The sequence below is a fragment of the Pseudomonas sp. NPDC087342 genome (assembly GCF_044744265.1).
GTDB lineage: Bacteria > Pseudomonadota > Gammaproteobacteria > Pseudomonadales > Pseudomonadaceae > Aquipseudomonas > Aquipseudomonas nunensis.
The window spans coordinates 1-11,689 of the sequence record NZ_JBIUXZ010000023.1 but is presented as its reverse complement, the minus strand read 5'-3'; the positions used below and the strand labels follow the sequence as shown (position 1 = coordinate 11,689).

Genomic DNA, 11,689 nt, shown 5'->3' with positions numbered 1-11,689 from the left:
GCGAAGGCGCCCGAACTTTGAAATGCAGATATCAGCACCCTTCGAACACTTTCCAATCGCCCACAAAAAAGGCCGTTTCTGTATAGAAACGGCCTGTCTGAAGTAGCTAAAGACCGGCAAAAAAGCCTTAAGTTCCGCCCAAAAAACAGTAACTTATAGAATTGTGTACAAGTCGTGTTACTCGTCGGATTTCGATTGTCACAATCAGGACACAGCCTCAGGATCGCGCCGTCATCCCCTTGAGGTTCCTCTATGAAGTTCTCCTCGATTCTCTTGTTGTCCCTTAGCCTGGCCAGTGGCTTTGCTTCTGCCGGAGGCACCACCGAAGCAGGTGTGGGCGGCGCATTGGGCGGGGTTTTGGGCTCGGTCGTCGGTCAGTCACTTGGCGGCAATACAGGTTCCACCATCGGCGCGGCCCTGGGCGGCGCGGGTGGTAGCGCAGTTGGCGCAGACAAACGCAGCCGTGGCGAAGCCGCCATTGGCGGTGCGCTGGGCGCGGCAGGCGGTAACGTAGTCGGTCGCAGCCTGGGCGGCAGCACCGGCAGCCTGATCGGCTCGGCAGCCGGCGGCGGCGCCGGTGGCGCACTGGGCAACTACATGGGCAACAAGAGCGATGAGGATGACGATCGTCGTTCCTATCGCGGCGGCCGTGATGATCGTCGCTACTACCGCGATGATCGCCGTCACCGCGGCCATGCCTACGGTCACCGCAAGCATCACAACTATCGTCATCGTTGATTGCTGATTGCTGATTAACTCAGCAAGCAGTTCAAAAGATCGCAGCCTTCGACAGTTCCTACGGGTGTATATAAATCCCTGCAGGAGCTGCCGGAGGCTGCGATTTTTTCGTTTCAGAGCACCAGCCGCTCCAGTGCCGCGCGCAACCCGGCAGGTATCGACACCGGTTCATTGGACGCCCGATCCACAAACACATGCACGAAGCGCCCAGCCGCACAGGCTTCATCGTCGCCGTGCTTGAACACCGCCAGTTCGTATTGCACCGAACTATTGCCCAACTTGCCGACCCGCAGGCCAATCTCGATGCGATCCGGGAAAGCGATCGACGCAAAGTAGTCACACGCCGAACTCACCACAAAACCCACGACTTCACCGTCATGAATATCCAGCCCGCCGACTTCGATCAGGTAGGTATTCACCGCCGTGTCGAAAAAGCTGTAGTAGGTGACGTTGTTGACGTGACCGTAGGCATCGTTGTCGTGCCAGCGCGTGGTGATGGGTTGGAAGTGCGGGTAATCGGTGCGTTGGGGCATCGGGTTGGACATTGGTCTGGGTTCCTGGGTTGGGTGGCCAGTCTAAAGCGAAAACCGCGTTATCGTTTTTCGCGAGCAGGCTCGCTCCCACAGGGAATCGCATTCCTCCTGTGGGAGCGAGCCTGCTCGCGAAGGCGTCCTCACAGGCGCCGCATCACTCACTTGTCAGCAAACCCCTTCCCAACCGCCGCCAACTCCCCGATCAACCGCGCCGGCTTCCACTGATCCCCTTGCCGGGTCTCCAGCGCCAGCAACCGCTGATGAATATCCGCCAATCCCTGCTGATCCGCCCAGGCCATCGGCCCGCCCTTGTCCGCCGGGAAGCCATAGCCGTTGAGGTAAACCAGATCAATGTCATGGGCCGACCCGGCAATGCCCTCCTCAAGGATCTTCGCCCCTTCGTTGACCAATGCCAGCAAACAGCGCTCCAGAATCTCCTCAGGGCTGATCTCGCGCCGCTGGAAGCCCAAACCTTCGCTGACCTCCAGCACTAGCGCATCGACCTCTACATCGTGCTCAGCCTGCCGACTGCCCGGCTCATAGTGGTAGTAACCGTCGCCACTCTTCTGACCGAACCGCCCGAGTTCGCACAGCCGATTGTCGACCTGGACTTCCGGCGCATCCTGGCCTGAGCCAGCCAGTTCGCGAGCACGCCATCCCAGGTCGATGCCGACCACGTCATACATGCGAAACGGCCCCATGGCGAAACCGAACCCTTGCAGCGCGGCATCCACCTGATACGGGAAAGCCCCTTCAAGCAGCATCTTGCGCGCCTCAAGCACGTAGGTATTGAGCATGCGATTACCGATAAAACCGTGGCAGTTGCCCGCCACCACGCTGACCTTGCCCATGCGTTTGCCCAGATCCATCGCTGCATCAAGGACTGCCGGAGCGGTTTGCGCGCCACGGACGATTTCCAGCAGTTTCATGATGTGCGCCGGGCTGAAGAAGTGCAGGCCCAGGACCTGTTTTGGGCGGCGAGTGGCGGCGGCAATCGCGTCGATATCCAGCGCCGAAGTGTTGCTGGCCAGAATCGCTTCGGGTTTGAGCAAGCCGTCGAGCTCGCGGAAGATTTTCTGCTTCAGTTCGAGGTTTTCGTAAACCGCTTCGATCACCAGATCAACTTCGCGGATCGCCGCGTAATCGGCTGCGCTGGTCACGCGCGCCAGGCGAGCGTCTGCCTCGGCCCGATCGATCCGGCCCTGGCGCACGTTGTGGGCGTAAGTTTCGGCGACTGCGGCCAATGCCTGTTCAAGCATCTGCGGATTGTTATCGACCCATTGCACCGGCACCCCGGCGTTGGCCAGGCACATGACAATCCCACGACCCATGGTGCCCGCCCCGATTACGGCGGCGCGCTGAATATTGAACGGCGTCTGGCTCATTGTTGTTCTCTTGTTGGCGATCCAAAGACAGCCTTCACCATAGTCAGCCGCCACAGGTTTTTGAAATTTATTCCTGTGATGGGGGACATTCAGGGGATGGATGCAGCCCGCAAGATCACCGCGAATTCCCTTGTGGGAGCGGGCTTGCTCGCGAAAGCGGTCGATCAGCCAACATCCATATCGAATGACACTACGCCTTCGCGAGCAGGCTCGCTCCCACAGGGGACAACCATTCAACCTGTGAGATGGTCTTCAGCCCACGTCCGCACTTCGGCATACGGATAATCCTCCAGCCCCCCAAACCCCTGAATCGCCCGCGCCTTGAGCTTGGTAAACAACGGCACACTGATCCCGCACAAAAACCGCGTCACTCGCTCCGCCGACGGGACATGCCCGGTGTACTGTTCATGCCTGTGGATAAAATCACCGCACATCGCTTCGAAGTTTTTATCCACAAGCGCCGGCAACTCTGGCGGCGCAGGCAGTCGCGCCACATCTCCGTGACAGACTGAACAATGCCCGCATTGCCGAGGCGCGTTTTCGTCGCCGAAATATTCGGCCAGGCGATAACCCAGGCAATGATCCGTGGCGAACAGATCGAGCATGGCGTGAATCCGCGCGATCTCGGTTTGTTCATGGCGAGTGAAATAGGCGTGCAATTCTTCGCTCAAAGCCTGGGCATCAAAACCGGTTTGCAGCAGGCTATAGACCTCGGTCATCTGCTTGCTTTCAAGCTCCACCCAGCCCTTCTCCTGGAAGTAATCCAGCGCCTTGACCACCCGATTACGCTCGGCCGAATGCTGCTCGTACAGTGCATCGAAATTCACCGTAGCCCAAGTGCGTGCGCGGCTGGAGGTCTGGATGATCGCCGCGACGAAGTCCTTGCGCTCACCCTCGAAACGGGCGAGCAACGCTTCGGGCTCCTGCAAGTATTTGAAGCGGTATTCGGCGTAATAGGCATAACGCGGCGCGATGATCCCGCGCAGTTCCAATTGCACCAGCAAGGTCTTGAGCGGCAGCTGACGAATATTGCTCTGATCCGCCAACGGTCCCAGCAGAAACTCCCACTGCCCTTCTGGTGCGGCGGCTTGCAGTTCGTCGAGCACACAGCGGATGCCGTCCAGTTCCGGCGTGTCGCCGTAAACGAAGTTTTCCAGCACGTTGAGGCTGTCGCGGTTCGCCAATACCAGGCAGTCGGAAGGCTCCCCGTCACGCCCGGCGCGGCCGATTTCCTGGCTGTAGTTTTCGATGGATTTGGGCAGGTCGAAATGCACAACGTTACGGATGTCGCTTTTATCGATGCCCATGCCGAAAGCGATGGTCGCGACGATGCAATTGGACTGGCCGCCCATGAAGCGCTTCTGAATCGCCTCACGTTGTTCGTGGGGCAAACCGGCGTGATAAGCCTCGGCCTGGATGCCGTTACGGCCAAGATGCTCAGCGATGTGCTCGGCGGTTTTCTGCAGGGTGACGTAGACGATGCTCGGCTGGTTCGGGCGCTGGCTCATCCACTCGACAAGGCGTCGGCGCTTGTCCTGACCGCGCACCGGCTCCACCAGCAGATTGAGGTTGGGCCGATAGAAACCGGTGGTCACCACGTCTTCTGGGGCGATGGCGAATTTCGCTTCCATGTCCGCGATCACTTTCGGCGTCGCCGTGGCGGTCAGCAGCAGCGCTTGAGGGATGTTGAACTGGCGCTGGTAATCCGGGAGCTTGAGGTAATCGGGGCGGAAGTTGTGGCCCCACTCCGAGATGCAGTGCGCCTCGTCCACCACCAGCAGCGAGATCGGCACTTGCTGCAAGAAATTGCGAAAGCGCTCGTTCTTCAGGCGCTCCACGGAAATCATCAAGATCTTCAATTCGCCGGATTTGGCGCGGGCCATCACGTCACTCGCGTCATCGCGGCTCTGTGCCGAATCGATACTGCCCGCCGAAATGCCGTGCCGTTGCAGGAACGCCAACTGATCCTGCATCAGCGCCAGCAGTGGCGACACCACCAACGTCAGGTGCGGCAGCAACAGCGCCGGCAATTGATAACACAGGGACTTGCCCGAGCCGGTGGGGAAAATCGCCGCCGCCGAACGCCCGGCCAACACCGCGCTGACCGCCGCCTCCTGGCCGGGCCGAAACTGTGGATAACCGAAAACCTGTTCCAGGGTGTTGTGCATAAGCTGTCACTCCGTTGACTGCTGCGATGCCAAAAGCCTAGCCGGCGATTGCAGCGAGTCGAGAAAAGGTCGGGACCAAAACGATACGGGATGATACAGCCTTGCCACCCAGCTTCTTTGCCACAGGATGAAACAAACGAAACACATTCTTGCTCACCGAGCCGCTCGATCAGGAGGTAAGGTTCACCTCCTCAAAACCACTATTCGCGTATTTCACATCACGGCAGGACGCCTGATGGGCGCGGATTTCTCACGAAGGAACGAGCATGCCCCACACTTCGATTTTCGCCCTGGTTCTTGCATCGCTGCTGCTGAGCGGATGCGGCAAATTCCCTGACGAACCGCCGCTGCTTGCGGCGCATTCCACTGCCCAGCCAGACATCGCCAGCTGACTACGGCACCAGCACCGCCACCCGAAGTTGCTCATTCAATGCCTGCTCATGAAACACCCGGCTCTTGCTGGCCCACGCAGCATAGGCCGGGCTGATTTCGCCCGTGAACGCCGCCGCCAACTGACGTAAATCAGCGACGCTGCGCACACGCGGGCAGAAGGGTTGGCCATCACAGTTCTGGCTGGCATTGCGGTAGGTGGTCAGCAACCGATCCCACAACCCGTCACGCACTTGTCGTACCGACTTGAGCTTCACCGCGTGCACGCCCAAGCGTTGTTTCAGGCCGGGTTCATCCAGCGCTTCGCTGTCCAGCAACGCCTTGCCGACCATCAGCACTTCGGCACGGGACGCAGTATCGACGTCAGCCTGGCTGGTAAGCGCATCCGGCCAACCGGTGCGATCCATATTGTCCTGAACCATCGAACCGGCCACGTCGGTGGCGCCAGACAAACGACAAACACCTGCCCACAACAACAAAATCGAGGCCATACGTAGCCATTGCATACCTAATTCCTTTTAAGCGTTGGTCAGACGTTTGGAAACGCCCTACAGATTCTGGCGCGCACCTTACAGAGGTTCACCGCGTAATGCCTGACAAACCCGTGGGAAATTTTACTGGTAAGGGTTTTACGGTCAAAAACCTCGGGGAATGCGTAGGCCGGGTCCGAAAACACGGGTAAAACCCCTACGAATCCTGTCCATCGTGGCCATATTGCCGCGCCGTTCCAGGCCCTTCTATAGTCTGCGGCGCGGCTGAAACGGTGTCTCGGCCTGCCGTGATTTCACACAGGAGAAACCTCGATGGACACACCTTGCACGCTGACAAATCGCTTTCACCCACTCAAGTCCAGTTACAGCGACACCCCCGTGCTGGTCATCGACACCGAAGCCGATCCATACGAAATCCTCGACGCCGCCCGCCAACGCATCCGGGCCGCCAGCGATTTGCTTGAGACGCTTTATTGCCAGAGCTTCAAAGAGGCCGACCCGAGCGACATCCCAAACATAATCAACGCCCTGTACTTGCTTACACAGGACGGCAACGAACTCCTGGAAGTTGCCCGGCAGCGCTTGCCGAAAACCACTACAGAATCCGGCCCCGTGTAGGAGCGAGGCTTGCCCGCGAAGAACGAAAACCCGGTGTACCTGATGAAAACAAAAATGCCCGATGCCCAACATCATCAACATCAACGGCTCGAAAAAATAAGCCTACGACGCTTGGTTCAGAGCTCAGGTACAAGCCAGCATTGACGACCCGCGCCAGAGCATTCCAGATGAAGAAGTCAGGCGCATGATTGCAATCAAACGGGAGAAATTGCGACAGGGGAAAAAGCTGTAGGCAACGCCCTATCCAAGCTTCATCCCGTTCCTACAAATGAGGACTCCTTATCGCCTATCGCCGCCCCGCGGCTCAAACCTATAGTCGGAGTGTCGCTGCCAAATCAGCGACTCGGGCTTGGTCACCCGAAAGAGAGGACGCATATTTCCCACTCAATAGAGGTGTTCCTCAGTGACATCATTAAATTCGTTGTTTGATCGCTACCGCCCACTACAAACCAACCTCACCGATTCCCCGCCACTGATCATCGACACAGAAGCCAACCCCCAGGACATCCTCGAAGCCGCCCTCCAGCGAATCCGAGCCTCCAGCGACCTCCTCAAAACCCTGCACTGCACCTGCTTCAAACACGGCGACGTAGAAGACATCCCGCACATCACTCACGCGCTCTACCTGCTAAACCAGGACGGCTGCGACCTATTGAAAGTCGCCCAGCAACGCATGATGGGTTGGAAAGCACCCACCTGACATCGAGCGAAGATTGTTCCCACGCTCCGCGTGGGAATGCCTCAACGGACGCTCCGCGTTCGGCTCTTGGGACGCAGAGCGTCCCGGCTGCATTCCCACACAGAGCGTAGAAACGATCAAAACCTGAGCATAACCATGAGCCAGTTTTTTGATGACCTAATGGAAAGCGTGCAACAAATGAACGAAATCCTACGCAGTGCGCGCCAGCCTTCCCGCGAATATCAGGTTCGCTGTGTTGATCAACATCCAACACGCCGCGAAATCAGGCTTAATCCACCTCATCGAACTGCCCCTGACGGAACACGCACCATGAACCTCGCCCCCAACTTCCCCGACGACCACGCCATGCATCTGCTCATGCAGCTGCTGCACGAAGAGCTCGGCCTGCCCGAACGCAAAACCATCAGCCTCGCAACCTCAATCAACTTCGACCTCGGCTGCGACGGCGCCGATGCGCGACAACTGATGGAGGCGCTGGAAGAACAGTTTGGAATCGACTTCATCGACTACGACGCCTACCGCTACTTCCAGCCCGAAGGGTTCGATGTGCATCTCAAGCGCCGGGCGAAGGGTCGAGGTGACAAAGTCCCGCTGACCATCGGCATGCTTTACCAAGCGGTCAAGGTGCAACAGTGGGATACGCAAGCTCTGGAATCTCTCCAGCGAAATACATAAATGGCATTATTCTGGCTGTTTAGCAGCTATTCGGCTGGAATAATGGCAGTTATAAAAATTAATTCCGGCCTAGACCGTTTGCGGCGGTACCGAAGGCCGTGCCTTGCAACACCCTGCAAATCACTACATAAGTGCTATTATTCTGGCAGTTAAAGCCAAATAATGAAGGAATAATGGCACATGGCTAAGAAAACAGCGCCTCTCATGCCATCCGCATCCAGACTGCTCGCGGAGTTTGGTGAACGCCTGAAACTCGCTCGACTGCGTCGCAGGCTGACCGCGAAGCAAGTCGCTGAAAGGGCTGGCATGTCGCTGACAACGCTTCGCTCTCTGGAGTCCGGCGCTTCAGGCGTGACGATGGGCGCCTATATGTCTGTGATGCAGGTTCTGGGCCTGGAGAAAGACTTGAGTAAGCTCGCAGCAACCGATGAGTTGGGACGCCAGCTGCAAGACGCGCGCTTAACTCCACAAGCGAACGCAGCAGCCAGTAAACGCCAGCGAGTACGCAAAGCGACCGCCGCGAAGGCGTCGTCACCGATTCGAGACAGGACGGAGGAAGCATCGGAAAGCCCCATTTCCGATTCGGATATTGAGGTTGATTTCCCGTTGAACACTCACTCGTTTTCCAAGTTGTTCACCACGAAGAAAACCAAACCCGGGACGGATTGAAAATGACACTGATCGCGGTGTATGCCGATTGGGAAACCCTGAACGGACCAAGGCGGCTTGGGTTTCTCCATGCCCGAAAAGCTCGCTCCAACAACGTGTTCGAATTTGAATACGACCCTACCGCTTTGGCCGATCCCGAATTGAACTTCACGACGCTGGATCCCCGCATCGGGCTCTTCGAAGGACGGCAATTCCCTGGCCAGCACCAGACTCGCTTCGGCGCTTTTGCCGACTCAAGCCCGGATCGCTGGGGCCAGTTACTAATGAAACGCCGCTTGGAACGGGACATCCGCGAAGGACTTGTCCCGAAGGGCACAAATCTCTACGAGTCGGATTACCTTCTAGGCGTTCACGACCTCTATCGAGTCGGTGCTATCCGCTACAAGTTGAATGATGAAGGTAGTTTTCTGGACGATCGAGATGGGTTGGCAGCGCCGCCCTTTATCAAGTTACGGGAGCTGGAACAGGCAAGTCTCGCGCTGGAAAACGATCCAGACAACACCTCGCTCGATGGGCGCGAGTGGTTGAGAATGTTGATTGCACCCGGTGGCTCACTGGGCGGCGCCAGACCCAAGGCCAGCGTTGCTGACAAGAAAGGTCATCTGTGGATCGCCAAGTTCCCGAGCACTCGCGACGACTACGACGTCGGCGGATGGGAATTCGTGGTGAACGCCATGGCGAAGCAATGTGGTCTGCGCGTGGCTACGGGGATGGCGCAGCGCTATGCGAGTGACCATTACTGCTTCATGGTCAAACGCTTCGACCGCACTGCAACGGGAGGGCGACTGCATTTCGCCTCAGCCATGACCATGACCGACCGCGTAGACGGTGATGATGCGTCAGTAGGCGCCAGCTACCTTGAGTTGGCAGAAGTACTCGTGCAGCACGGTTCAGAGCCCGACGAAGATCTCCGCGAATTGTGGTCACGGATTGTGTTCAACATCTTGGTTTCAAATACCGACGATCACATGCGCAACCATGGCTTTCTTCTTGATCCGGGTCGTGGGTGGCGCCTGTCTGATGCCTACGACATGAATCCGGTTGCACATGCCGATGGATTGAAGCTCAACATTACCGATGCCGACAATGCGCTGGATCTCGAACTCGCTCGCGAAGTCGCCGAAATCTTCCGTGTTAGCAGGGATGATGCAGAAGAGATTATTGAGCGTTTCCAAGAGGTGGTGAACCAGTGGCCAAAAGTGGCCAGTGCTGCGGGGCTGTCGAAACGGGAGCAAGACAACATGGCTTCAGCGTTTCGGCTATCAGGAAAATAGCTGAGAGCCCTCCTCTTATCATCGAACAAGATACCTATCGCTACTTCCAACCCGAAGGCTACGATGTGTTCCTCAAACGCAGGGCCAAGGGTCGCGGCGACAAAGTCCCGTTGACTATCGCATGCTCTACCGCTGGAACACTCAGGAGCTGGAAAGCCTCTGAACGTGCGCAGCGAACACCTATAAGGACATAGCGTGGACGTACTGATGGGTTTACTCGCCGCCCTGCTCTGGGGTGGTACGGATTTTCTCGTGGGCCTGAATGCCCGCGCAGTCGGCGTCAAACGGGCTGTTTATTTTGGCCAGGCACTGGGCTTCACGATCATGAGCCTGTTGCTGATCGCCGTTCCCAGTTTCATCTTCAAATCCATGGCTGCACCACTCAACGTCTGGCTGATCGGCATCGCCGCCGCCATCCTGACCGTGTCCGGTGCCCTGGCCCTGTCCAAAGCCTTCGCCCTCGGCAAAGCCTCCATAGTCGCGCCGCTGGTGACGTCCTACGGCGTGGTGACGACGTTACTGTCCTGGGCTGGCGGTGAGCAGATCAGCTTGATTCAGCTGCTATGCATTGGCCTGTGCGTGCTCGGGGTGATTCTTTCCAGCATTCACTCTGACCCGAAGATCCCACACACCACACAAGCCAGCAGTTCGATTGTCTATGCCTTGTTGGCGGCAGTGTTCTATGGCACCAGTTTTTGGTTGCAAGGACACTTCGTCCTTCCTGTTCTTGGGCCGGTGACGATGCTCTGGCTCGCTTATCTGGTTGGGCTGATCGTGCTGGTGCTCATCGTGATCAAAATAAAGGACGGCTTGAAAATCCCGCCCCTGAAAAACTGCATGACGCTGACGGGTGCGAGCCTGATGAACCTGGGTGGCTTTTCGTCATTCGCCTGGGGTGCGGTAGCCGGATCAGTTTCGGTTGTGACCGTGATCAGCACATTGTCGGGTGGTATTGCGGCGATTTTTGGCTATGTGTTTTTCAAGGAGCGATTGGCCAAGGTACAAGTGCTGGGCGTTGTTTTGGTCTTGGTTGGCGCATTAGTTCTGCATCTGAAAACCTGAAATGCACGCCAATTCCTGTGGGAGCGGGCTTGCTCGCGAAAGCGGTGGAGCCGTCAGCATCAATGTTGAATGAATGACCGCTTTCGCGAGCAAGCCCGCTCCCACAAGGGAACTTCATAACTTTCAGGACCAAACAGCGCCCACAAAAAAGCCGCCCCTAAGGGCGGCTCTTTAACTGCGTCAGACCAAGCCTTTACAGCTTAGGCCCAGCAGCCTTGATCGCGTCGCTCACTTCAAACTTCTTGAAGTTCTCAACAAACAACCCGGCCAACGCCTTGGCAGCTTCGTCGTAGGCAGCCTTGTCAGCCCAGGTATTACGCGGGTTCAACAGGCCAGTCTCGACACCAGGAACAGCCAACGGCACGTCCAGGTTGATGGTGTCCAGGTGCTCGGTTTCAACACCAATCAACGCACCGCTCTGGATCGCTGCAATCACGCCACGAGTGGTCGGGATGTTGAAGCGTTTGCCGACGCCGTAGCCGCCGCCGGTCCAACCGGTGTTAACCAGGTAAACCTTGGAGCCGAAGCCGCGGATGCGCTTGATCAGCAGTTCTGCGTATTCGCCAGCCGGGCGCGGGAAAAACGGTGCGCCGAAGCAGGTGGAGAAGGTCGATTTGATGCCGCTGCCGGAACCCATTTCGGTCGAGCCCACCAGTGCGGTGTAGCCGGACAGGAAGTGGTAAGCCGCTTGTTCTTCGCTGAGGATCGAGACTGGCGGCAGGACGCCGGTCAGGTCGCAGGTCAGGAAGATCACAGCGTTTGGCTCGCCACCGAGGTTCTTCTCGGAGCGCTTGGCAACGTGCTCCAGCGGGTAGGCGGCGCGGCTGTTCTGGGTCAGGCTGACATCGGCGTAGTCGGCGTGCTTGGCGTCGTCGATGACGACGTTTTCCAGCACAGCGCCGTGCTTGATGGCTTTCCAGATGACCTGCTCGTTCTTCTCGGACAGGTCGATGCACTTGGCGTAGCATCCGACTTCGATGTTGAAG

General features: G+C 57.7%; 13 protein-coding genes and 1 pseudogene. 9 read left to right on the top strand and 5 right to left on the bottom strand.

All coding sequences use genetic code 11. From position 1 onward, the window contains the following. The first annotated feature begins 252 nt into the window (after nucleotides 1–252). Nucleotides 253–738, top strand: a complete 486-nt coding sequence (locus ACIOYV_RS27380; protein ID WP_054047746.1) for a glycine zipper domain-containing protein — start codon at nucleotides 253–255, stop codon at nucleotides 736–738. A gap of 113 nt (nucleotides 739–851) precedes the next feature. Here the strand turns inward: ACIOYV_RS27380 and ACIOYV_RS27375 are convergent, their stop codons facing one another. From ACIOYV_RS27375 to ACIOYV_RS27365, 3 genes are all read right to left on the bottom strand, one after another. Next, the gene (locus tag ACIOYV_RS27375) at nucleotides 852–1,283 is read right to left on the bottom strand and encodes an acyl-CoA thioesterase (RefSeq protein ID WP_401328740.1); all 432 of its coding nucleotides are present in this window, start codon (nucleotides 1,281–1,283) and stop codon (nucleotides 852–854) included. A 146-nt stretch (nucleotides 1,284–1,429) separates the two neighbouring features. After that, nucleotides 1,430–2,656 carry a 3-hydroxyacyl-CoA dehydrogenase NAD-binding domain-containing protein gene (locus tag ACIOYV_RS27370; protein ID WP_401328737.1) on the bottom strand — a complete coding sequence of 409 codons (1,227 nt, stop codon included), beginning with the start codon at nucleotides 2,654–2,656 and terminating at the stop codon, nucleotides 1,430–1,432. Nucleotides 2,657–2,889: 233 nt separating this feature from the next. Then, nucleotides 2,890–4,824, bottom strand: coding sequence for an ATP-dependent DNA helicase RecQ (locus tag ACIOYV_RS27365; RefSeq protein ID WP_401328734.1), 1,935 nt, complete (start codon nucleotides 4,822–4,824; stop codon nucleotides 2,890–2,892). 266 nt (nucleotides 4,825–5,090) lie between these two features. Here ACIOYV_RS27365 and ACIOYV_RS27360 point away from each other — a divergent pair, with 266 nt between their 5' ends. Further along, a complete protein-coding gene (locus ACIOYV_RS27360; protein ID WP_256207504.1) occupies nucleotides 5,091–5,216 on the top strand; it encodes a hypothetical protein in 126 nt (41 codons plus the stop codon). On the opposite strand, the gene ACIOYV_RS27355 is transcribed toward ACIOYV_RS27360, so the two are convergent. Then, the gene (locus ACIOYV_RS27355; protein ID WP_401328731.1) at nucleotides 5,217–5,720 is read right to left on the bottom strand and encodes a polysaccharide deacetylase; all 504 of its coding nucleotides are present in this window, start codon (nucleotides 5,718–5,720) and stop codon (nucleotides 5,217–5,219) included. Nucleotides 5,721–6,017: 297 nt separating this feature from the next. On the opposite strand from ACIOYV_RS27355, the gene ACIOYV_RS27350 reads away from it, so the two are divergent. The 7 genes and pseudogenes from ACIOYV_RS27350 to ACIOYV_RS27320 all read left to right on the top strand — a co-directional run bounded on the left by ACIOYV_RS27350 (nucleotide 6,018) and on the right by ACIOYV_RS27320 (nucleotide 10,703). Beyond that, nucleotides 6,018–6,323: a hypothetical protein gene (locus ACIOYV_RS27350; RefSeq protein ID WP_401328728.1), complete on the top strand. Its 306-nt coding sequence runs from the start codon at nucleotides 6,018–6,020 to the stop codon at nucleotides 6,321–6,323. A gap of 136 nt (nucleotides 6,324–6,459) precedes the next feature. Continuing rightward, nucleotides 6,460–6,555: pseudogene (locus tag ACIOYV_RS27345) on the top strand (hypothetical protein); the annotation flags it as partial. A gap of 171 nt (nucleotides 6,556–6,726) precedes the next feature. Next, nucleotides 6,727–7,023 carry a hypothetical protein gene (locus ACIOYV_RS27340; protein ID WP_401328725.1) on the top strand — a complete coding sequence of 99 codons (297 nt, stop codon included), beginning with the start codon at nucleotides 6,727–6,729 and terminating at the stop codon, nucleotides 7,021–7,023. Between the two features lie 309 nt (nucleotides 7,024–7,332). Beyond that, nucleotides 7,333–7,698 carry a DUF1493 family protein gene (locus tag ACIOYV_RS27335; protein ID WP_401328887.1) on the top strand — a complete coding sequence of 122 codons (366 nt, stop codon included), beginning with the start codon at nucleotides 7,333–7,335 and terminating at the stop codon, nucleotides 7,696–7,698. Between the two features lie 180 nt (nucleotides 7,699–7,878). Beyond that, nucleotides 7,879–8,367 (top strand): helix-turn-helix domain-containing protein, encoded by a 489-nt coding sequence (locus ACIOYV_RS27330; RefSeq protein ID WP_401328723.1) that lies wholly within the window; start codon nucleotides 7,879–7,881, stop codon nucleotides 8,365–8,367. 2 nt (nucleotides 8,368–8,369) lie between these two features. Further along, complete coding sequence (locus tag ACIOYV_RS27325; protein ID WP_401328721.1) at nucleotides 8,370–9,641, top strand: type II toxin-antitoxin system HipA family toxin; 1,272 nt, start codon at nucleotides 8,370–8,372, stop codon at nucleotides 9,639–9,641. Nucleotides 9,642–9,848: 207 nt separating this feature from the next. Further along, nucleotides 9,849–10,703 carry an EamA family transporter gene (locus tag ACIOYV_RS27320; protein ID WP_401328884.1) on the top strand — a complete coding sequence of 285 codons (855 nt, stop codon included), beginning with the start codon at nucleotides 9,849–9,851 and terminating at the stop codon, nucleotides 10,701–10,703. A gap of 193 nt (nucleotides 10,704–10,896) precedes the next feature. Here the strand turns inward: ACIOYV_RS27320 and ACIOYV_RS27315 are convergent. Continuing rightward, on the bottom strand, nucleotides 10,897–11,689 hold a 793-nt coding region (locus ACIOYV_RS27315), incomplete at its 5' end, for a phosphoenolpyruvate carboxykinase (ATP) (protein WP_401328718.1).

What these genes read in the sequence shown, in the direction of transcription:
- ACIOYV_RS27380 (WP_054047746.1), top strand. Translation starts at nt 253, where the DNA reads ATGAAGTTCTCCTCGATTCTCTTGTTGTCCCTTAGCCTGGCCAGTGGC.
- ACIOYV_RS27375 (WP_401328740.1), bottom strand. Translation starts at nt 1,283, where the DNA reads ATGTCCAACCCGATGCCCCAACGCACCGATTACCCGCACTTCCAACCC.
- ACIOYV_RS27370 (WP_401328737.1), bottom strand. Translation starts at nt 2,656, where the DNA reads ATGAGCCAGACGCCGTTCAATATTCAGCGCGCCGCCGTAATCGGGGCG.
- ACIOYV_RS27365 (WP_401328734.1), bottom strand. Translation starts at nt 4,824, where the DNA reads ATGCACAACACCCTGGAACAGGTTTTCGGTTATCCACAGTTTCGGCCC.
- ACIOYV_RS27360 (WP_256207504.1), top strand. Translation starts at nt 5,091, where the DNA reads ATGCCCCACACTTCGATTTTCGCCCTGGTTCTTGCATCGCTGCTGCTG.
- ACIOYV_RS27355 (WP_401328731.1), bottom strand. Translation starts at nt 5,720, where the DNA reads ATGCAATGGCTACGTATGGCCTCGATTTTGTTGTTGTGGGCAGGTGTT.
- ACIOYV_RS27350 (WP_401328728.1), top strand. Translation starts at nt 6,018, where the DNA reads ATGGACACACCTTGCACGCTGACAAATCGCTTTCACCCACTCAAGTCC.
- ACIOYV_RS27335 (WP_401328887.1), top strand. Translation starts at nt 7,333, where the DNA reads ATGAACCTCGCCCCCAACTTCCCCGACGACCACGCCATGCATCTGCTC.
- ACIOYV_RS27330 (WP_401328723.1), top strand. Translation starts at nt 7,879, where the DNA reads ATGGCTAAGAAAACAGCGCCTCTCATGCCATCCGCATCCAGACTGCTC.
- ACIOYV_RS27325 (WP_401328721.1), top strand. Translation starts at nt 8,370, where the DNA reads ATGACACTGATCGCGGTGTATGCCGATTGGGAAACCCTGAACGGACCA.
- ACIOYV_RS27320 (WP_401328884.1), top strand. Translation starts at nt 9,849, where the DNA reads ATGGGTTTACTCGCCGCCCTGCTCTGGGGTGGTACGGATTTTCTCGTG.